The sequence below is a fragment of the Halalkalirubrum salinum genome, assembly GCF_005543295.1.
GTDB classification, from domain to species: Archaea; Halobacteriota; Halobacteria; order Halobacteriales; family Haloferacaceae; genus Halalkalirubrum; species Halalkalirubrum salinum.
Genome location: NZ_SRSG01000010.1, coordinates 278,755 through 299,609, shown reverse-complemented (window position 1 = coordinate 299,609; position 20,855 = coordinate 278,755). Strand labels below are relative to the sequence as shown.

At 55.7% G+C, this 20,855-nt stretch carries 21 protein-coding genes and 3 pseudogenes; 15 read left to right on the top strand and 9 right to left on the bottom strand.

What is annotated here, in order from left to right; translation table 11 throughout:
* Positions 1–225 precede the first annotated feature (225 nt).
* Entirely contained in the window at positions 226–435 is a 210-nt protein-coding gene (locus tag E5K03_RS05030; protein ID WP_240729938.1) for a hypothetical protein, read from the top strand.
* 21 nt (positions 436–456) lie between these two features.
* On the opposite strand, the pseudogene E5K03_RS17475 reads toward E5K03_RS05030, so the two are convergent.
* A pseudogene (locus E5K03_RS17475) lies at positions 457–1,121 on the bottom strand (nucleotidyl transferase AbiEii/AbiGii toxin family protein).
* Between the two features lie 125 nt (positions 1,122–1,246).
* Positions 1,247–2,074 (bottom strand): type IV toxin-antitoxin system AbiEi family antitoxin domain-containing protein, encoded by an 828-nt coding sequence (locus E5K03_RS05020; protein WP_138005253.1) that lies wholly within the window; start codon positions 2,072–2,074, stop codon positions 1,247–1,249.
* A gap of 155 nt (positions 2,075–2,229) precedes the next feature.
* Between E5K03_RS05020 and E5K03_RS05015 the strand changes: the two genes are divergently transcribed.
* Complete coding sequence (locus E5K03_RS05015) at positions 2,230–2,562, top strand: ribbon-helix-helix domain-containing protein (protein WP_138005252.1); 333 nt, start codon at positions 2,230–2,232, stop codon at positions 2,560–2,562.
* A 102-nt stretch (positions 2,563–2,664) separates the two neighbouring features.
* Here E5K03_RS05015 and E5K03_RS05010 read toward each other — a convergent pair whose 3' ends face one another.
* From E5K03_RS05010 to E5K03_RS04995, 3 genes are all read right to left on the bottom strand, one after another.
* Positions 2,665–2,994 (bottom strand): type II toxin-antitoxin system VapC family toxin, encoded by a 330-nt coding sequence (locus E5K03_RS05010; RefSeq protein WP_205742954.1) that lies wholly within the window; start codon positions 2,992–2,994, stop codon positions 2,665–2,667.
* Between the two features lie 416 nt (positions 2,995–3,410).
* Positions 3,411–3,659: a hypothetical protein gene (locus E5K03_RS05000; RefSeq protein WP_138005251.1), complete on the bottom strand. Its 249-nt coding sequence runs from the start codon at positions 3,657–3,659 to the stop codon at positions 3,411–3,413.
* Positions 3,660–3,941: 282 nt separating this feature from the next.
* Positions 3,942–4,304 (bottom strand): AbrB/MazE/SpoVT family DNA-binding domain-containing protein, encoded by a 363-nt coding sequence (locus tag E5K03_RS04995; protein WP_138005250.1) that lies wholly within the window; start codon positions 4,302–4,304, stop codon positions 3,942–3,944.
* A 162-nt stretch (positions 4,305–4,466) separates the two neighbouring features.
* Here E5K03_RS04995 and E5K03_RS04990 point away from each other — a divergent pair, with 162 nt between their 5' ends.
* From E5K03_RS04990 to E5K03_RS17875, 3 genes and pseudogenes are all read left to right on the top strand, one after another.
* Complete coding sequence (locus E5K03_RS04990; protein ID WP_138005249.1) at positions 4,467–4,742, top strand: DUF433 domain-containing protein; 276 nt, start codon at positions 4,467–4,469, stop codon at positions 4,740–4,742.
* Between the two features lie 2 nt (positions 4,743–4,744).
* On the top strand, positions 4,745–5,092 hold the full coding sequence (locus tag E5K03_RS04985) for a DUF5615 family PIN-like protein (protein ID WP_138005248.1): 348 nt from the start codon (positions 4,745–4,747) through the stop codon (positions 5,090–5,092).
* A 41-nt stretch (positions 5,093–5,133) separates the two neighbouring features.
* Positions 5,134–5,328: pseudogene (locus E5K03_RS17875) on the top strand (RNA-guided endonuclease TnpB family protein); the annotation flags it as partial.
* 540 nt (positions 5,329–5,868) lie between these two features.
* On the opposite strand, the gene E5K03_RS04975 reads toward E5K03_RS17875, so the two are convergent.
* Complete coding sequence (locus tag E5K03_RS04975) at positions 5,869–6,315, bottom strand: hypothetical protein (RefSeq protein WP_240729937.1); 447 nt, start codon at positions 6,313–6,315, stop codon at positions 5,869–5,871.
* Positions 6,312–6,827: a DUF7342 family protein gene (locus tag E5K03_RS04970; protein ID WP_171006596.1), complete on the bottom strand. Its 516-nt coding sequence runs from the start codon at positions 6,825–6,827 to the stop codon at positions 6,312–6,314. Before E5K03_RS04970 ends, E5K03_RS04975 begins: the two co-directional genes overlap by 4 nt.
* 3,129 nt (positions 6,828–9,956) lie before the next feature.
* Between E5K03_RS04970 and E5K03_RS04965 the strand changes: the two genes are divergently transcribed.
* From E5K03_RS04965 to E5K03_RS04940, 6 genes are all read left to right on the top strand, one after another.
* Complete coding sequence (locus E5K03_RS04965; protein ID WP_138005247.1) at positions 9,957–10,412, top strand: hypothetical protein; 456 nt, start codon at positions 9,957–9,959, stop codon at positions 10,410–10,412.
* 61 nt (positions 10,413–10,473) lie between these two features.
* A complete protein-coding gene (locus tag E5K03_RS04960) occupies positions 10,474–11,400 on the top strand; it encodes a hypothetical protein (protein WP_138005246.1) in 927 nt (308 codons plus the stop codon).
* Positions 11,401–11,402: 2 nt separating this feature from the next.
* Positions 11,403–14,045 (top strand): TraM recognition domain-containing protein, encoded by a 2,643-nt coding sequence (locus tag E5K03_RS04955; protein WP_138005245.1) that lies wholly within the window; start codon positions 11,403–11,405, stop codon positions 14,043–14,045.
* 320 nt (positions 14,046–14,365) lie between these two features.
* Positions 14,366–15,586 (top strand): RNA-guided endonuclease InsQ/TnpB family protein, encoded by a 1,221-nt coding sequence (locus E5K03_RS04950; protein WP_138005244.1) that lies wholly within the window; start codon positions 14,366–14,368, stop codon positions 15,584–15,586.
* 214 nt (positions 15,587–15,800) lie between these two features.
* Positions 15,801–16,040 (top strand): hypothetical protein, encoded by a 240-nt coding sequence (locus tag E5K03_RS04945; RefSeq protein WP_205742953.1) that lies wholly within the window; start codon positions 15,801–15,803, stop codon positions 16,038–16,040.
* A complete protein-coding gene (locus E5K03_RS04940; protein WP_137197506.1) occupies positions 16,037–16,396 on the top strand; it encodes a type II toxin-antitoxin system PemK/MazF family toxin in 360 nt (119 codons plus the stop codon). The genes E5K03_RS04945 and E5K03_RS04940 overlap by 4 nt, the downstream gene beginning before the upstream one ends.
* Positions 16,397–16,594: 198 nt before the next feature.
* Here the strand turns inward: E5K03_RS04940 and E5K03_RS04935 are convergent, their stop codons facing one another.
* Positions 16,595–16,837, bottom strand: a complete 243-nt coding sequence (locus E5K03_RS04935; protein ID WP_137197505.1) for an HTH domain-containing protein — start codon at positions 16,835–16,837, stop codon at positions 16,595–16,597.
* A 90-nt stretch (positions 16,838–16,927) separates the two neighbouring features.
* On the opposite strand from E5K03_RS04935, the gene E5K03_RS04930 reads away from it, so the two are divergent.
* The 4 genes and pseudogenes from E5K03_RS04930 to E5K03_RS04915 form a co-directional block, all read left to right on the top strand.
* A complete protein-coding gene (locus tag E5K03_RS04930; RefSeq protein ID WP_138005243.1) occupies positions 16,928–18,406 on the top strand; it encodes a transposase in 1,479 nt (492 codons plus the stop codon).
* A 119-nt stretch (positions 18,407–18,525) separates the two neighbouring features.
* Positions 18,526–18,969, top strand: coding sequence for a type VII toxin-antitoxin system MntA family adenylyltransferase antitoxin (mntA, locus tag E5K03_RS04925; protein ID WP_171006595.1), 444 nt, complete (start codon positions 18,526–18,528; stop codon positions 18,967–18,969).
* Complete coding sequence (gene hepT, locus E5K03_RS04920) at positions 18,966–19,397, top strand: type VII toxin-antitoxin system HepT family RNase toxin (RefSeq protein WP_138005241.1); 432 nt, start codon at positions 18,966–18,968, stop codon at positions 19,395–19,397. The genes mntA and hepT overlap by 4 nt, the downstream gene beginning before the upstream one ends.
* 178 nt (positions 19,398–19,575) lie before the next feature.
* Positions 19,576–20,154: pseudogene (locus E5K03_RS04915) on the top strand (AAA family ATPase); the annotation flags it as partial.
* Positions 20,155–20,185: 31 nt separating this feature from the next.
* Here the strand turns inward: E5K03_RS04915 and tnpA are convergent.
* Positions 20,186–20,620 (bottom strand): IS200/IS605 family transposase, encoded by a 435-nt coding sequence (gene tnpA, locus E5K03_RS04910; RefSeq protein WP_138005240.1) that lies wholly within the window; start codon positions 20,618–20,620, stop codon positions 20,186–20,188.
* Positions 20,621–20,855 lie beyond the last annotated feature (235 nt).

Genomic DNA, 20,855 nt, shown 5'->3' with positions numbered 1-20,855 from the left:
TATCCGTTATTTCTTTAGCAGAACGCGGTATTCCTGATTGAGTTCTGAGAGGAGTCTCTGTGTAGCTTCCACGATCACACTTCATTTGGATAGATCATACATATTGTCGCGACGACCGCACGTATACTATTGGCGCTATAGCTTCCACGAGAGAGCTCATAGAGGTCTACGTATATCTACCCGAGCGCGTACTTCAACCGTCACACAGTCGAGTACGTCGAACGCATGCGTGCGGTGAGTGAGGACGGGGCGTGGGACGAGTGGCTTACGTTCTTCCTCGAAGGCCTCCGAAGTCAAGCTGAGACCTCGTACGATCGGACGCACCGACTCCGTGATCTCCAGGAGCGCTACGAGAACGAGTACCCAGGCAGTACGAATACGGACATGTTTGCTCGGCAGTTACTAGGTTGCGAGGCGAAAGCCCACCTGCTTTAGTCAGATCAGCAAAAACAGTCCTCACTCCGTCACGCTCTCCAACTGCTTGAGGTATGTGTCGATTCGCTCAATCACCGCATCGAACGAGAGTTGCTCTGTGACGAGCCGATTCAAGCCTCGGTCCCAGTATGCCCGAACCGCCTCCACGTCGTCCTCGGGCACCCCCTGCGCCAGAGCTATCTCCACCTCGTGCGCACGTGCTTTCTCGTGTACGGCAGCGACAATCTTCGCGTCGTCGAACGATTCCTGCTCCAGCAATTGGTAGATATCGTAGTAGTCCCGGGCCCGCGCCCGCTGAAACAGGCTCCGAAGCTTCTCCACCAAGATTTCTTCATACTGTACGCCGCAAGGCTGAACGTGGGAACGTCTTCGAACGTGTGCTCGTGATTGACGATCGGGAATACCAGTGGCTCGTTGAACGTGATATCGAGGTCCGTTGTGTTCTTTTGGCCCAACACCGCATCGTACTGGACACCGAACTGTACATACTCAACCGGCTCACCGGCCGCGTGCATATTCCGTATCTCGAATCGAATCCCAGATTCTGCCTCGATGTCAGCAAGCGTTGATTCCAGGATCCGCTCAATATCGGGTAGCTGTTCAGTTGCAGTAAAATCGAGGTCTTCAGAGAATCGCCAGATCTCGGGGAAATACAGCTTGCTAAGTGCTGTCCCGCCTTTGAACACGAGAGACTCACCGAGGGGGCTGGTCGCAATAGCGTACAGCACCCACGAGTTCACATAGTGTTTCTCTGCCAACCCCGCCGTCACTCCGTCCTGCCGTGCCAACGCCCGCACTCTCGCATCAGAAATCACGATCTGTCACCGACCATGGTCGTGATCTCGTCCGCTGGCACATTCACCAGCAATCGGTACTCGCTCACATGTCGTCCCTCGTCACCGCGAGTCGGATCCAGTTTTGAATACCCAGCGGTGAACCCAGCAACAAGCTCGTCTCGCTGTTCAAGCTCAATCTCCAAGCGGTCCGCAAGGTATACGATTCGTTTGATCGCGGCCCCATTCCCCTGCCGGCGCAGGTATTCGGTCAGCGTCGCCTGCTCAAAGTCAGCGGCTGCCAGCCCCTTCGCCAGTTCACCGATGCCACCGCAGTACTCCGGATGGTCGGCACAGTCGACGAGGGTTTTTTCCACACTCGCTACGTTCACCTGCTGGGCGTCGATCGCCACCGGATCGTAGCCGAAGAACTTCTCTTCGGTCACCGTGACGAACGTGTAGGTCACATCGTGAATTTCTCGGGCCGGTACCTGTGCTGTGGTCGCGGCAAACACTGTCAGTGGAACCTGTTCTGTCAACCCGTGGTAGTTGAGGGCGGTCCAGTAAGCGATGTACATCGGGTCGACAAGGTGGGCGGCGATCACGAACTCGTGTTCGGTGTACTCGGCAGTCTCACCCGCGGCCAGTGGCACGATGAGGTAGGTCCCGCTTTTCAATCGGTCAAGCCACCGCTTGTGCACGAGGTTGTTCGCAATTTTCTTTGCGTTGTCGTACGGGACATCGATGGCCGTCTGGATGTCGTCGATTGTAATAATGGTCTGGTTCTGACTTGCGAGCCGGGCTAGTGCGAGAGCTTCCCGCCGTGACAATCCCTGTTTTATATTTTTTATTGATTTCGTATTCATTACTAGTACTAAATCACTATAGAGTATAACAACTTATTTTATGAAAAAGCTATCTTTCTACGAGGAGAGAATCCCGGCGTTTACCCGCGACACTCTTATGACCGACATCCCGTTCGAGCGCGTCATTTATATTATCGTAGCACGATGGTATTACTATGAGGTACGCCAGTGTCAGCGTCAAGTTCCCTGTCGAACTTGATACCGAAATCGAACGGTTCCTCGAGGAAACGGGAATCTACACGAATAAGAGTGAGTTCATCAAAGAAGCCTGCCGTGGCCACCTCCGAGATCTCAACGACGACACGGCGATCGCCGCACTTCGACTTGAACAGCTGCTAGCGCAGGCCGAACAGAGCCGCGAGTCTGATCGTGCTATCGACACCCAGCTTACAGCACTCGGGGAAAAAGTCGATCCGGACGATCTCGAACGCGCCGTCACCGAAGCACGCGAGGAAACGGCCGAGCAGGTGTACGGATCGGACACGTGAAGATCCTCGATACGAATCTGTGGGTCTTCGGGACGTTGCGGACCAACGATCAAGCCGCTACATTGCTTGCTGAAATCGATCGGGGTGAGACAATCTCGGCGATCAATAGGTTTCAACTGGCACGCCCAGCCTTTCGAAATCGTCGACGTTGTTTGTGAGAACCGCGTCATCGAGGACGTCAGCCATCGCAGCGATGTAGCCATCGTTCGCCCCGACACCCGCGTTCGATCCGGCACGGTCATCTGCCGCCGCGAGGAGTTCGCCAGCTCTCCGTGCGATCTCGTCGTCAACCTCAATACGAGGATACCCGAGAAGGCGATTCCGCAACTCCTGCTCGGTGGTGGTGCTGCGGACGGTGGCAACACCGTAGTACGCCTCTGCGACCACTGGCGTTGGCAGCCACTGCATCTCGCCGTTCTCAACGAGTTCCACACCGTTCCTATTTTCGGTAGCAATCAGCAGTGTTTTGCTGTGAGTGGCTGGGCCTCACTACGTTGCTACTCTCTATTTTCGTGCTTCTCGCGGGACGCACCGGGCGACCGTAGGGATATCCTTCAAGTGACGTTCCCAGCACCAGCAACGTGCAGGACGCTTCATCGAAGCACGCACTCCAGCGGAACGGCTTGCTAGAGTGTGGAATGTCACAAAAACCTCCTGAACGTTCGTATAGACCGTGTTTGAGGGCCATGTGACTCTTGTAAATTCGCTACAGGTAATAGTAATACTTTCGAGTATGAATCATGCTATTAGATACTGTTTACTCGTATTTTTTGTAGCTGTTACGCAACCCTTCGAGAACGCATCTGGGTCCTCTGCCATAAGGTCAAAAAGGAATGACGAATCGATGATCATTCGGTGCTGTCACTGCCGTCGAAGGCGATCTGGGCCGCATCAAGACGGTCGCGGTCACGCTCTCGGAGCCCCGCCACTGCTTCTTTGGCCGCTTCGGCTTCTTTCTCGGTTAGGAGTCCGGCGACGTCGCCCGGCCGAGGGCCGCGCGTCATTCGGCGAAGCGTCTCTTCCATCGTCTCGTCACCCTCCTTGTGTGCCGTCAACCACTCATGATATTCTTCGGATACTCGAATGGTTTTGACCATACAATATATTCGGATATATGTGTTTAAGAAGTTTTTGCTTCAAATTTCATCTATTATCGGTTGAAATTTTCTCACGAAGCAACCGGAATACCCACCTCTCCAGTGTTAGTATTATATTGTGACACCATGGCTTGAAATCCACAATCTTAGGTTAGTATTATATTGTGACACCATGGCTTGAAATCCACAATCTTAGTATACATGTTTATATACAATCTATACATACATATTGTCGCGACGGCCGCACGTATACTATTCGCGCTATAGCTCCCACGAGAGCGCTCACAGAGATATACGTATACCTACTATAAAAACAACTATACCAACGGAGCCAGATAGTTGTATCACCGAGATGCCGAGTAAAGAGCTTCCCGATCGCTCATCCTTCGATCCAAAGAGCGCGTCTCCTGCATCGATTGGCGTCGTGTTCTCCCAGTCATCGCGGCCAGCCGTTGCGAGCGCTAATTCCGAACTCGGCTTTGGGTTGATTTCCAGGACGGAGCCGACAAGCGTCGCCGGTAGCTCATCGTTCGATTCGATTCCCAACTGTTCTCGGACGTCTTTTGGAAGCGTAACTCGCCCCCTGTCGTCGACTATGAGTGTCCGCTCTTTTCGGGAGCTTTCGTCATCCGACGGGTTTCGCATTTTCCACCTCATATTTTCTATTTCGCTTACATGTATGGCTGTTTTGTGCTGAAAATATACGGTGTGAACTACTGTATGGGTGTGACATACTGCGATACGTTGCTCAGATGGTTGGATGTGCGGGCTGTCAACATTTAAATATAGTGAACACCAATTAATTACATGGTCGAAATCGTGGCGACGGAAGACGTCCTCGGAGGTGAGCCACGAATCGCGGAGACACGTATCGGCGTATTTGACGTGTACGAACTCGTCGGTTCAGGTTGCTCGCCGGCGGACGTTGCGGATCAGCTCGATCGGACGCTCGCGGAGGTGTATACTGCACTTGCCTATTATCACGAGCATTCAACCGAGATGCGTGAACTCCGTCGTGACCGTGCGCGAACCAAAGAGCGGCTCGCAGAAACAGCACTTGCCCCGCCGACCCCGGCACAGTGACGGTGCGTTTTCTCACCGACGAACACGTCCCGAACGTCTTCATTACGACACTCCGATCGAGTGGATTCGAGGTCCTGAAGGCCAATGATCTGTTCGGGGAAGCAACAAACGATCGCCAACTGCTCGAATACTGCGCCGATCAGGGGTATTTACTGGTCACCCATGACAAGAAAGATTTTGCCGGTACGGTTGGGGACGATGTTGACCACAATGGTATCGTTATTTATACTGACCCGATTTTTCTACGTGATCAGCCGGAAGCAGCAGTACGAATCATCGAACGCGTGCTGGATCATTATCCGCCCGAAGAATTGCATGGAGAACACATTTGGCTCGATCAATGGCGTTGACGATGGGACCGTGACCTAGCGAGTGGGCGTGAATGCATTGACCCGAATGTGGGCTTGACGACAACGCAGACAAGAATAGTGCGCTGAATATCGGCAAACGAGCCTTGGGCAAGTTCTCGAAACCGCTGTCCGAGGCGGGGGCCGAACTGGTACGGCCCGAAACGCAGGTCATCGTCCCCCGCGACGGCGAACCTGCGAACCTTCCGCTACTCGTGGATTCAACCCCACGGCTTTAGCCGTGTGGAGGATATCAGAGCGTACACACGCACTCGATCGCGGGTTCACTCGGTACGAGGTGTGCGTGTCCTTCGTGACGATCGCGCTTCGTCTGTATTCCGTGGACAGCTGGTGTTTTTGGCCGATCGTCCCCCAATCCCCGGCGCGATTGTTTGCCGTCTGACAGTCTTGATCGAATTGGGCGCGACACGTCAATTTTCGCGTGCTGAACTGAATACTGCTGATCACGGTACAACGATCGACGTCCTTCGGGAGAACGAGCGGCTTCGTGATGTAATGAACCGCATTACCGCGTAGGGAATTATGCGGACATGGTGGGGTCCCTCCGGTCTCAGATCAATCGGTATGTGAGAGCGATACACCGTCCGGTAGCGCGTCGTGCAACCACAGGGTCGATTGGGAGGGGTGGTGGGCTGTAAGCAGTTGTGATCCCGCCTGGGACGTCTGTTGTGGTGGATCTGTGGTGGTGGTGGAATATCCGCAACGAGCTGAACGTGATCCATGGTCGGTTGTGGTGGATCTGTGGTGGTGTTGGTGGGCTACCGTTCGGTGAGTTCTGGTACTTTCGTTTCGAAGAGCCGATCGAGTGCGGCCCACAGTATCTCGGTTGGGACCGTTTTTTTGAACTTATCGGGATGGCGGTCAGCATCCCCAGTCGTTGGCGTCTCGTACTGGAAGTGGAGTGGCCCAAGTTCGGGATGGTCTTCGTCACGATGCCATCCGCAATTTAAGCCTGTGTTTGGATCTGCGTAGTGAATGCGATAGTGCTGGGTCGCCGTTGTGAATCGCCACTCAACATCGAGCGTTGGTGGTTTTGGACCCGTCGGCGGAGCAACGCGTGTTGGGTCAATTTCGGCGCGAAGATATTTTTTGACGATGCTGTCAGGCTCGTAGGTGACGGTTGTGACTACCGGATACCGAGTAGAACATCCTTGAGCCCCTGATAGACGGAGCTGTCGATCGTGCCTGAAAGCCCCATTCGTCACACAGAAATTGAATCGCGCCTTTGTGCCCATTCATACTCGTTGAGTGCGGCCCGAATGACCGGGATGCGATCTTCAAGATGCTCCCATTCGGTCGCTACTTCCCGACGAGTGTTGATCTCTGCTTTGTCGTCAAGCTCGGCAATGCTCGCTCGAAGTTCACCGGGGGTTTCGGCGTCGTACGATGTCTTCCAGGCGGTAATCTTCGCACGCATCGACGCAAGTGCTGCTGTGAGTTTTTCTCGGTCGTGCTCGCGCTGGAGCGTTGCGACTTCTCGATACGTCGCCATCAGTTGATCAACGCAGTAGCGTGTCTGCTCACCCTGCGTAATTTTCCGCAGGACGTTGTCCGCAACGAGCTGCTCAAGATACTTTTGTGCTGTTTTGACTGAGACGCCGGTCTCCGTAGCAACCCACGAAGCGGTACGCGGCGTCCGGAGCGATCGCGCTGCTGCGCGAACACGCTCTCCACGTGTCATTGACGTGTTGGTCTCTTCGTCTGTGCTGTTGGACATATGTACTGGTACGGCCTACTAGAATATATATCCAATGCGTTAACTATATTTACACTTGCTTCTGGGATCGATCAGACTCACACAGACACAGCACTGTTTCATCAGCTTCACTTGAAATTGTGGTGAGAGTCTCCTCCCTAATCGGCTATCGTCGTTATTTGATGACGTACGATCGATCGCATTTGTGAATTGCTCTCGTTACCAGACATGGTTACAGCGGAAACACGCACTCGATCGCGTGTTCACTCGGTACGAGGTGTGTCTAGCGTGGTCGATCGCTCCTCATCTGTGTTCCGTGGACAGCTGGTGTCTTCGGCCGATCGTCCGGGGTGGGTCCGTGATGGTGACCGACGACGACCGATCGATCGATACACTATACGGTAGCCCTTTGTGCAATCATAAGGTCGATTGAGGTGCATGGTCTGTGAGCAGTTGCAGTTTCGTTTGAGATGTTGTAAGTAGTTGTAGTGGTGGTCTTCCGATCCGAGTGAAGATGGGTACGATTGGATGGTGCCAGTAGTGCGGAGGCCCCTAGCGGTTCCGATCCCATCGACGTTACTTGGTGGCCAATTGACGGTATAGTATTGGGAGGTTGTTCTTCACTTCGTGAACCCGATTCGAAACCGCACCACACGCTACGGCATCGCTCCGTCGTTCGGATGTATCGAGTTCGTAGGGGAGTTCCACACTTATTAGGGACTGATCGGTGTTGGCTTTTAGAACAAAATGGTCTGCTCGATCGTCCCGACTCTGAACAAATATAAGATAGAGTATGATTGATAGTTAGATGAAAAAAGCGATTTAATACAATTACTCAGTACTTACTGACACAAGTACGTATTTATTTTAATCACGTTATAGATCTTATAACCGATGCTACGCCGCTCATAGCCCTGTGACAGATACTGGCGTTGTCCGGAACATAGACTCACATGTACGACACGCCGATCTCCCCTATCCGGTGGTAGTTGCCCGACCTGGTTCCATGGGAGGAACTTCTCGCTGTGGCCGATCGATTAGCGGCCAATCGACCCGTCTGCCGGCGACTGTTGGCTGGGAACTTAGCGTCGATCGATGGCCTGCCGGTTTGTCGGCGATCGGAGCCCGCTTTCGCTTTGCTGGCGATGGTGGTGTCCATGTTCAAACTGGCACTGGCGGTCCTGTCGATCGCAGCGATTTCAGCTTCGGTGGGTTCGGGTTTTCGAAGGCCAGCCGTCAAACTGTGGCGTTGGCTCGTAGTTGGATCGATCATGGATTGGCTTGCCTCCCCGTTGGTGTGAGCGATCGTCGACTCTGTGGTGGCGCCCACCACTGTGTCGTGTCTTTGGGCCATGCTGGGAGGTGCAAGCGGTACGTTCCAGTTGCACACCAGCCAACCCACGTGTCTCGATCTCCTCTCTCCGCAGACCCTCGCTTGCGACTGGGCGGGATGACAGCCTGAGTGTGTCGATGCGGCGGTCAGTGGTCGCATCTCCGCGCAGGGGAGTGTCGACTCAGCGGCCAGCCATCCGCTCTTGGGGAGCACGCCCGCCCGATAGCTCTTGTGGACTGGTTACGCCTCCCTGTGTCGGTGTGTTTCGTCTCGTGGCTTCGACGTAGCTCACTCGGGGCGCTCTCGATCGCCCTCCTTGTGCTCTTTATTTGTGTCTCCGATCGGTGTTCGATTGTGCCTGCAGCCGTAGCGAACACTGGCGGGGTGTGGCGTGGTGATCGCTCTTTGGCGTCGATCGTCGCTTTCAGGTCAGTGGATTTAATTTCCGTTCATTCGAGTCGATCGATGTGGTTTCTCACCCGTTGGTTGGGTGTGCCGTGTGCGTTGTGGGCTATGGTCGGTGATGAGTGGTAGGTGATCGATCGACCCTCGATCAAGCCGAATCAGTGCGCTCTGTGTGTGAGGTTCTTTTTTCGGTTGGCGGGCTCAGTTGTGGTGGGTGTCAAAAGACGGCCCAGATCGTGTGGTGCTCGAGGATCGATTACCGTGGTGCGGTCGGTGTGGTGGTACTGTACTGTACTGTACTGTACTGTACTGTGGGTCTCACCACGTTGGGTCTGTGCTGTTGGCGTCGGCCCCGCTGTCGATCGCCTGTGTCTGCGGTGGTGTGTGTGCTGTGATCTCAGGGCGGGTGACCGGTGGGGTGTCGGCTCGGCGTTCAGTTACCGGCCAGCCAGTGGGTTTGGCAGCGTCCTCTGCGGCGCTGAGACCGATCGAGGGCGCCTGTCGGCGCTGTCACGGCCCGAACGGCTGTTGTCAGTGCGGCGGTCACACACTGTCGTTGTGTGGCTGTGTATGGCTGTGTGGGGCTGTATTGGTTGGGCGAGAGCGGGTGCGGTGGTGTTCGATTGGTGGCAACGCAGTGGCCGCACTCGGTCACTTACGTGGTCTGCGCTTGGGTGGGTATTTGCCCCGCCTGGTGTGGTTGGGTGCTGTGGGCGCCGTGTCGGTCCTCCCGTGTGGTGGCCCCTACCTGACGGGTGCTGGTTGGATTCGACCCGATTGCCGGCGGGCACTTGTGGCCGACCGCCCTCTGGTGCAGCTAGCAGTCTCAGGTGGGGTTGGGAGTCTGTGGGTGTGGCTGTGACCGACTCGCCGGCCGACAAGCGTGGGTTTGGTTGGGCCGATCGGTGTTTGTAATATTAGTAGATACTGACATGCTGTCGTATGAGCCTACTTGGCGGTCGATACTGTTGTCGACACGGTGAGACACGAGCTGAGTTGTATATGCCCGTGACAATCCCGCTCAGTACCGGATACGGGTTTGTCACACTGTGGAGACTGTGTGGCGTTTGTGTCTGTGTTGGTGTGTTCCAGTGTGTGCGGTCGTAGGTTGGGTTCTAACAGGTTCTTGTCCATTCGGCTCGTTCTGCCGGCACTGATGAGACTTTTTGACAAGCGTTGTTCGTTGGCGGTGGGCGTCGACCGCAGCGATCGACGACCGTACCGATAGCGCTTTGGGAGTCCCACTGTGGCTGTGTGGGCGAGTGCATACGCTGGGAGCGTTCTGTGTGTCAGGCTGTGAGGTCTGTGTGTTCGCAGCGTCGTCACGGCGTCGCCAGCCACGTCAGCAAAAGGATAACATTAATTGGGGGGATCCGTAAAATATTTTATTATTGGGGCAATAATTGCTTCTGATGAACGGACAAAATCCTCCAGATTCAACACACTCCTCCTCTTCGAATCGAACCGATCACAATTATCCTGGTACTGCAGACGCATACGTGCAGGTAGTCATCGCGATACCAGTTACAGCCCTGTTGAATAGCACTGACATCTACAGCACACTCGTGACCGCCAGTGCCGCCTGGATTGCGGACCTGAGCGACGGCGGGCTCGTGATTGAACTGATTCTCAGGCTGATTCTCATCTTTACACCGGGACTCATCTTGGCAATTTTACTCGCAATCCCAGCGTTCTACGCGTACAGTAAATGGCAAGAAGCGCGCCTACTATTGCGGTATTACCGTTGGAGTCGCAGCTCGACACAACACCCCTCACCGATCGACACTCAATCTGAGACTCTTGATCGACTCCTCGACTCGTCTACAGGTGAGGACACACCGACGCCGCGAGGTGAACGGGATGCGTGAAGTTATCTCACAATTGAACTCACTCCGTTCTGCCTTGCGCAACGGACCTACAGAGCCAAAGATGGACCCCAAAGACCCCAAGTATTATCACTTGGCGGCCGACAGCACAACTCGTGGGGCTGTCAAAAAGATCCTCAAAGGCCAATCTACGGAGGGTCTTCACGGCGAAGATGGATTTGCGCGCATCGTGTTGACAACTGGGACGTCCTCATCGGTTGAACTGTACGTACTCCGAAAAGACGACTACTCTGACGCACGCGACGAGCTCAACAGTCCTGTCGACCGAGTCGGGCTGAACGAACCCTTCGAACGGTGGGGGGGCCACCAGATTACAGATGCACACACACTCGCTGTCGATCTTACGGCCCCGATCGTGCCACCCAAAACAGACCCCCATCAGGAGACCACAGAAAAAACGCGGTTGCAGGCTACGATCGAAGCACTGTCGAAACAGGACGTTCCCCGGATTCTTGGGATCAATATATTCACCTCTGAGGACAGGCCCTCATTGCCGATAAATGACCTACGCACGGTACTGACAAACTCCGATTACCTTCATCGACTTAATGATAAACTGTTGTATAGATTGACGCACGAATCGTGGGACACCTACGTCGACAAGACCAGCAAAGTATACTTTATCTCGGCCGTCGAGCTGACTGATCAGCGCACTGGTTCTGCGTCTAGGTCGATCCTGCCAACACTCAGCAAGATCTCGCCGGCCTCACCGACTGTGCAGCCGATCCCAGCGGACCCCCGGACCGCAACCTACCAGCTTCGCAATGGCGTCGTCTTCCCAAAGCCGTCGCTACGTGCAGCCATCGATCCGCGCGACCCCCGCACTGGCAGAGCCACGATTGCCGTCGCCGATGACCAGATTCGGGAGTTTATCTCACTTGGTAAACGGGCCAACATGGATTCTCCCACAAACACTACTGGTAAATATGATCGTGGACACGGCAAAAACAACCGCAGGTACAGCCCGTGACAATGGGGTTTGACTCTGAGTCTGACTCTGAAGTACCCTCTGCATTCCAGTTGCGTGAACACAGCGCCGGCGGGCGGGTGGCCGAACGGTTCAGTGGACCGGGGTTGACGATTGGCCGTCCGTATCGAACCCGCCAGGAGGTCGCCGATCGCACGCTGTCGATCCCCCCGGCCCTGCAGCGCCGACACGTTGCTCATCTCGCCCGGACTGGCGAGGGCAAGACCACCACCGCCCAGATCGCCTGTCTGGACAACGCCCTCGCGACCGAGGGGCTCGATCTCGTCGTCGATCCAAAGGGCGGGTTTGCCGCAGAGCTGTTGCCGATGTACTATCATGCGGACGGTGATCTCTCGGAGGTGGTCGTGTTGGATGCCGCCGAAGCGCTGCCGCGGCTGCCGCTGTTTGATCTGCGGCCGTATCTTTCCTCCGAGGAACTCACGATCAGCCGCGAACGGCTCATCGAGATCGTCGTCGAGGCGGCGATCGACGTGTTTGCGGCCGCCGGCGGCGACGAAGAGGCCTTTGGGGCGGCCGCCCAATCGATTGAACTGCTGCGGTCGGTTGCGACCGCGATCTTTCGCTCGGGCGTCGATGCGTTTTCGGTGACCGATCTCATCGCCGAACTCCAGAAACTCCGGGATGGAACCTTTTCTGTCAGCGTTGATGACGGGCGGTTCCAGCAACTGTTGGAGGCACAGGCGAGTGACTCCCAAAAGATGCGCTCGGCGCTTGTCAACGGTGCGCTCCGTCGTATCACCCCGTTGGTGCGGACCTCCTTGGTCGGCGAGGCTTTCGGGACGGTGCCTGCTGACCCTACCGCGCAGGTAAATTGGTATTCGCTGTTGGATAGCGATCGGCTGGTAATCATCGATATGGGCGGGCTCAACAGTGCCCACCGCGAAACGCTTGCGCGGGCGATCGTCACTCGATTTTTCATCGCCGGCCGGCTGCGCCAACGCGACGGCCGCCGCAGCGGCGACAGACCACTGGCGAATCTGTATCTGGATGAAGCCCACACCCTGGGCGACCTCCAGACGCTGTTGGATCTGCTTTCGGAGGGCCGTTCGTTCGACATTTCGGTGTACCTGATGAGCCAGCTGTTAGCGCAGTTCGGTGAGGAGCTTCGCGAACACATCCGCGGGAACATCGGTACGCTCATTGTTGGTCACACCGACACGGCGGCGATCCAGGCGGCCCTAAGCCATCAGTATGCTGAACGGGCGGCCAACCGGATCGCTGCGACGCTGCTGGTTGGTGACTGGCTTGTGCGGACCCGTGCGCCACGGGGGCAAACGCCGTTTGAGCCGTTCGTGGTCGCTGCCCCACAGCTACGGGAGGGCCATCCCGAGTGGGACGAAGCGCCCACACACGAGACCGATTCTGCGTCTGCAGCCGGTTCAACCGAGCGGGCCACAGCGGGGGTTGCCGCCGAGTGTTCGCAGGCGATCCGGGCGTGTCGAACCCGCTCGCTCGAGTACGAGTGGGTCGTTGAAGCGACCGTCAGCAGTACCCACACCGAGCTCTCGGACCCAGAGATCCGCCGTGCGTTCAGCCACACCCTGTGGCTCGAGGAGACCTCGTTGCCCGCCCCGATCGCGTACGATCCTGGGACCGATTCGGTGGTGTGTGCAGATGGGGCCGTCGGCGCTGGGCGTGAGTCTGGGGGGCGGGCAGACACGGATCCAGACACAGACTCAACATCGACCGCATCGTCGCCGTCGCTCGAGGCTGATCGATCGCATCCAAAACGGTGGCCCCCGACGTTCGATGGGGTCTGGGCGGCGACCGCAGCCTGCTCGCAGGAGACCGCTCCGAGTGCGTATTCGTTGCCGATCGTCGAGATCGGTCTTACGGTTGATCCCTGGGAGGCAAAGACGGCCCCGGTGACGGTTCGACAGCTGATGTTTTTGCGGTTGATCGAGCGCGCACGGCGGCGGGCGATCGACGTCCGTGCGTGGGACATTGTCTCAGACACCATGCTCCCGCTGCGAGAGGCTGCGGGCTGTACTGCGAGCGATGAGGCACTGCTGGAAGAAGCCGGATACATCACCCTCCAGACGGACCTTCGGGGAAAGTATTATCATCTGACCGATGCGGGCCGGGAACTGCTCCGGAAGATTCGCAACGGCCGGGCCCCACCAGAGCCCAAACGCGGTGATTCGAATGAGTCTGCCGCCCACATCAAAGGCGTTGAGACAGCGGTGCGGGCGCTGCAGACGCTGGCGAACGACGGATCGTCACCAATCGATCGTGTCGAGCGGTACTGGTCGCCGCCGGACGCAAACACTCGATTGGACGTGGTCGGGTTGGATGCGACTGAGACTGTAGTGATCGCCGTTGAGGTCGAACGGCCAACGAATGACCTCCGGACGGGCGTGCCCGACGATTACGATGCGATGGCGGCGGTTGATCCGCAGGCCGCGCTGTGGGTGGTCTCGAATCGGAAGCTGGGCCATCGCGTCGTCGAGGTGTTAGTTGGGGATTCAGCGGGCGAGTCGCGGCTGCCGATCGATCCCGCGGCGGTGAAAGCCGAGACCACACCGCTGGATCGGTATGATTTCGAGGCGCCTGGGTGTACGGCGATCCGGACGCTCGGAGCAGTCACGCCGGAACTGTTCGACCAGCTACTTACTGACGCTGGGTAAGTCGCCGATCGGACCTATTTTTATTTGCGACTGCTGTGGGAGTGTCTGGGGTGCCTCGACTCGGCACGTGACACCGGCCACGCCGGAACTGGAGCGGGCACCGACAGGACGGCTCTTAGAACGGCCAGAAACTCCGATTTGCGGCGGGTTTCGGGCGCTCTCTTCGAATGCTGTTTTTCATCAAGATTCAAGGCGGATACCCCGAGGCTTGACCTCGGGCAGGAAGCCGACACTATCCTTCACAAACCACGTTCGATAGCAAACTTGACTCCCCACTCCCTATATGTAGTTTTAAATAGTCTTACCTTTACTTATGAAGTATGGAGGTTGTTCGGAACATCCAAGTCAAACTCGATGTTTCCGACGAGGACGTAGAAGTCCTCGACGAGACGTTCGAGCAGTTCCGACACGCGGCGCAACACGTCGCTGACCACGGATGGGACGACAACCCCTACAACATCACGGACACCAAGAATACGCTCCACAAAGAGACGTATTCTGACGTTCGTGAGAAACTTTCCCTGCAATCCAGTCTCGTCCAATCCGCGAGAAACCTCGCGGCGACCGCACTCGGGAACTGCAAAGACCGCAAGTTCGACGGTGAACGAGCCAGCAGGCCCGAGTTTCGAGGGAGTGTTGTCGTGTACAACGGTCGAACCATCACGTACAACGACGACCACGTATCCCTCGCCACGACCGACAAGCGCGTGACCGCAGAATACGTCACCCCGGTCAACGAGGAAGGCACGCCTTTCGAGGATTACTGGACTGACGAATGGGAGAAAGCCGAAGCAACGCTCCACAAGCGTGACAGAACGTACTACCTCCACGTCGCTGTGAAGAAAGACGTTGACAGTTCTTGCGATGAAGAATCCGAGAACGGAGTGGTTCTCGGTGTGGACTTGAACGTGGATGGATACGTCGCTGTCACTTCGACGGGAGCGTTCCTCGGTAATGCAGACTATCTTAATCACCGGCGCGACGAATACGAACGTCGGCGTGGGAACCTGCAACAGACAGGCACTCGGTCGGCTCACCTCACGATGCAGTCGATTGGCGACCGCTTCGCCCAGTGGAGTGCGGACTATTTCCACCGAATCTCTAAAGCCATCGTGCAGGAAGCCGTTGAGAACAATTGTACGGCTATCGCGTTCGAGAACTTGAAACACATCAGGAAGCGCATCTCGAACGCCAGCAAGTTCCAGCAGTGGGCGTTCAAGGAACTGCAACGCCACGTCGAATACAAAGCCGAAGAACACGGCATCGACGTGGATGACGTGAATCCTGCATACACGTCTCAACGGTGTAGCCAGGGCGAATGTGGCTTCACGCATGAGGATAACCGAGATGGTGACGAGTTCGAGTGCTTGAAGTGCGGGAAGCAGTTGCACAGCGATTATAACGCCGCTCGGAACGTTGGGTGGCGTCTTATCCAGCACTGGCTCAAGTCTGGTGCTGGACGAGCCACGAGTCAACTGGCTCTCAAGTCAGGAACGTTGAACGCGAACGGTCGATTCCGACCTACCGGGTTACTCGGTTAGAGCGGGAGTTCACTGACAAGCCTCGGGGCTTGACCCCGAGGCAGTTGACCGTTCGAAGCACACGCAAACCAGTCCGCCCCATGAGACTACAACAGAGCCGAGATCTGGCGGGGAAGCAAGATCCACTGACGGACAACGAACTTGACGCATTCGAGAACGTGATGAGTCGAGTCTGACCGACACATTTACTAATACACACTACATACACACTTTCATGGAACGAAAGAACATCACGATACGGGAAGATCAGTCCGAATGGGTTAAAAATAAACAGGTCAACCTCTCCCAGCTCGTTCAAGAAGCAATCGACGAAGCAATGGACCCATCAGACTCGGAACTCGCACGGGCGTATCAGGAGAATGCTGTCCACGCCACAGAAGTCAATGAACAATGGAGCCACGTCTCGAACGAGGCAAACAGACAGCTTGGAGAACCACCCCGGGAAATAGAATGAAAGTCAGGAGAGGAGACATCGTCAGGGTTGATTTAGGTGGGAAGCACGATGACGATACTCGCGGAAGCGAGATTTATAAATCACGACGATCCGTTGTCATCCAAAACGATACTGGAAATAAATATTCACCCACAACTATTATCGCTCCTATTTCTAAGGGTCATACGAACTATCCGTTCCACGTCAATCTTCCCGGATCAATGGATGAACTAGGAATGGACTCACATGTCCAACTTGACCAGATACGAACTGTCGATATCAACGGACGCATAACGAACAACTACGGCTTTGTCACTGCTTCACAACTCGAAGAGATTGAGAAAGCACTACGTGTCTCTCTTGGCCTAACAGATTGACACCATGGGCTTGAAATCCACAATCTTAGCTGTTCATAGGCGGTAAGCCCCTTCCTCAAGGAGCCGCCGAAGGTGGCGAGTAGGCAGAGGTAGTTCACTTGACACAAAGATAGCGGAAGCCCACGACTTCAGTCGTGGGTCCAAGCGGTCGGAAGAACTACACAAACTACGCACGACACTTATCCAGTGATTCCCACGTTACTCCGACTCTTCGGCAACCCACCATACCACCGCCCGAGAGCCAACCTTCATTCGGCCCACACTCCCATCTTTATGTAACTCTTGTAACCGATAATATACTGCCTGACGAGTCACTGGCAACTCATCGGCAATCATCTGCGTCGTCAAAACAGGGGTATTAGCATTGCTCAACACACCCAATACCTCGTCGTCGGAAACGACCGATTTGAACTCGCCCCCTGTTTCTCTCTCTCGATCCATAGTGAGCAATCATGCGATCTCCAGCATGTTAACCATTTGCTTCGACGCCAACCGATGTGTTTATAACCATGTATCTCGTAATAAGTGGTAATGGCGCGTTGTGATACGTTTGAAGTGAGACCACGCTCTCACCGAGATACGCTACTTCTCCTCGAACTATTAGACGCGTCAGCAGCCTGTAACAACCAAGTCAACTACGACCGTAGACAAACCCTCTTCGAGACAACAGACAACGCGGACAACCGCGTCTCCGTAAGCAAGTTGAAATCCACGGTCAAACAAGCGGTTACCCAAGAGGAATACCGCCAACAGTATATCCAAATCCTCAGTTCCAGCACGCCCCAGCAACTCGTGCAGAAAAACTGGGAGCCGTGGAAATCATATTTCTCGCTCCTCTCGAAATACCGAGACCCAAACAACTCAACAGTCGCAGATAGGCCAAGTCCACCCGGATACTGGAAAGAAGACGGCAAGCGTACGCCACGTACCGTCATCCGCAACGACCAGTACACTCTCGAACTCGGCGACAGAAGCCGTCTCGAAATCCCTGTGGGGATGGATCTCAAAGAGAAATACGGGCTCGGATACCATGAGCGAGTGCGCTTGGAAGTTGCAGGGAAGCCCCGTTGGACGGGCAAGCAGGGTCGCTTGGAGATCGTGTACGATAGAGACACCGAAACGTTCACTGCATACAGAACCGTCGGTGACGAGGACAATCCTCCGCGTCGACGGGACTCTTATCAACCCATTTCACTGGCTACTACCAGCAGCGGCGAAACGGTAGTGGCAGCGGTGGACATCGGTGCGAACAATCTCGCCGCCGTCACGACTAGCCAAGGCAACCATCGCCTGTACCACGGGAGACCCGCGTTTGACACGTTCCACGCTCACACTGAACGAATCGCTGAATTGCAATCCATACTCGGCGACAACGTGTGGTCGAGCAAGCAAATTCGAGATACGTACCATACGCGCGGTGAGCAACGCAACCACGCGATGGATGCTCTCATACGTGACCTCGGCGAATGGCTCGCTGAGAGAGGTGTCACGGAACTCATCGTCGGTGCGCTGGGTGACGTGCGAAAGAAGCATTGGTCCGCGACAGTGAACGAGAAGACGGACCTGTTCTGGGCGCACGGGCGTTTCCGACGACGGCTCGACGGGGTTCTGGAGTTCGAGTACGATATAACAGTCACTGAGAAGTCAGAAGCAGGGACGTCGTCGATGTGCCCCGCGTGTAGGAGCGACGACGTGCATCGGAGTGGAGACTTGCTTCAATGCCACTCGTGTGGACGTGAGGGGCATTCGGATATCGCAGGGTCGGTGAATTTCCTTCAGAAGCACGCTGCGGAGCGTATAGAGATACAGACGAGTGGGTCGATGGCTCGGCCCGCGGCCACTGGAGAGGACACGAAGGTGGATGGAAGCCAAAATTCGGTACCATGCCTTGAGTGGAACGACCATGCGTGGACGGTAGAACACGATGGTCACTCGACCAAAGAGGCACCCGCAAACCAAAGTACCAGTCACGAGACTGGGAACGTTGCCCCCGGTGTTTCAGACGACTGAATCACGTGCCAGCGGAGGGGAAGCCCACGACTTCAGTCGTGGGAGGAAGTCACGACGAGTAACAGAAGGCGTGTCGAGTGCCCGATATGTATAAACTGATGGCTCCCAAAATAATGGGCATGGTGGTTGATGACGAGAGCAGACAGACATGCGCTATTGATATCGCTGCACTCACTGATACCATCGCAGCGTATCCGGTCACGCTCGCCGTCCTGTTCGGTTCGCACGCTCGGGCAGACGCGGGTGAGGAGAGCGATGTCGACATCGCTGTCGCGTTCGACGACTCTCTCACTGCTGACCAGCGTCTCCAGCAGCGAATCGATCTCACCACTGCATTGATGACGACTCTCAAAATCGATCGCGTCGATGTGACCGATCTGGACGCGGTACGACCAGCGGTCGGGAAAGAAGCAATCGAAACCGGGCAACATCTTCTCGGCGACCAGTCGACGGCACTGGCGTATCGCAGACGATTCGAGAGCAAACTCGATGACTCAGAGACACACGAACAGCGAATGCAACAGTTCGACGCACTCCTTGACCGTCTTGACGCCCGGGTATGACGCTCTCAGACGACGCCGAGAGACGGATTCTAGAAAAAGCCGAATACGTCCAAGAGCCAATCGAAATCCTCGCGAACAAGCGGGAACTCGACGAGGAGGATTACAGGTCCGACCGAGAACAGCGAGCAATCGTCGAGCGGGAGTTTCAGACCGCGATCGAGGCGTGTCTCGACATCGCCAGCATTGTGATTCGCACCTCCGCGACAGAGATGCCTGAGACGTACGCCGAGCGATTTGGCGTCCTCGCGGATATTGGTGTACTTTCTAAAGAAACTGCCACTAGGATGCAACGGGCTGCTGGTTTCCGAAACATCCTTGTGCATCAGTATGGCGATAAAATTGACAACACGAAGGTCTACGAACATCTCCAAACGGAACTCTCGTGGCTTGTGCGGTATCTCCACGAAGTGAGAGACTGGCTCGAATGAGGCTGCGCTTGTTCCCGCGTCATCCACAATCTCGACGTGAATTGTCTCGAGGTCAAGCCTTGAAGCACTGGCCCTGCTCTAACTGTAGAACATCTGAATCAAAAGTAGAAATTACGATTTCTGAAATCGCGATTTCCAAAATCGGGAGTTCTATTGGAGTCGGGACGTTACCGGATGTATGGAGGACTTCGTTGATCGGGACGTCGAACTCGATCAGCTCACGGACTGCTACGAATCCGAGACGGCAGACCTCGTCGTGATTTACGGTCGTCGTCGCCTCGGCAAGAGCGAGCTCGTTCGCCAGTCCATCGCCGATCGAGATGACACCGTCTATTACCAAGCGGTCGAGTCGACGGCACAGAATCAACTCGAACAGTTCGTTGACACCGCCACCGCACAGTTCCCGTCGTTGCAGAACGTCCGCCGCGACTGGGAGGTGCTTTTCCAAGCACTCGGCGAGGAAGACGCCGTCGTCGTTATCGACGAGTTCCCGTTCCTCATTGAAGAAGACGAATCGCTTCCGTCACGAATCCAACGCGTCTGGGACAGGGAAATCCAGAAAACCGGTATGACGCTCATCCTCGTCGGTTCGTCGATCAGTGTCATGGAGGACAAGGTCCTCTCTGGCAGCGCACCGCTGTACGGCCGACGGACGGCGACGATCGATCTCAAACCCCTCGACGTCCCCGACGCACGCCAGTTCTTCCCGCAGTACGACCCCGTGACCGCCATCACGGCATGGTCGATTTACAGAGGTTGCCAGATCACATCTGGCAGGCAGCCAGAACTCATGAGTTCTGGCAACGCTGGATGTACTTCTCGACAGTCTCGCTCGAAACGTGTCCCGCTGTTCCTGCGTAGTAGCCGCGTGCCCACTTGATTTTCTCTCCGTCGTGGTCGGCGTGTCGGTGGTTGTATTTCCGCGAACTGATGCCTTTGAACCAGTTGGCGAGAAGTGACGGGGCGTGTTTCGGCGGGCTACTGACGAACAGGTGGATGTGGTCGGGCTGGACGGTCAGGTCGATAATCTCCAACCCTTTCTCGTCGGCTATTTCGTGGAGGATGTCTCGCACACGGGTTGCAACGTCACCGACGAGTACCGATTGGCGGTACTGAGCGGAACCATGTTCCGCGATGTCCGCAGAACCATCGGTTCTGCGAGACTTCGGTATCCACACTATGTGGTAGTTGAGGTTGTACGTTGCGTGTCGTGTGGTCTTCATCCGTACTGCACACTATGCCTCTGTGGTGGGTTAAAACTATCGCACACGGTGGGAAATCCAGCCGTGCTATCGTCGGTAGAGATGTACGCTATTGTCCGCTTGACCCGCGCCTGAAGACGTGGGTATGCGCTCGCACTATGTATCAGTTGATCGGCTACATCTCCTCGTGAAACCTCGCAGCAAAATAGACCGGTAGCTCACATTGTATACGATTGATATCCTCCTGCGTGAACGC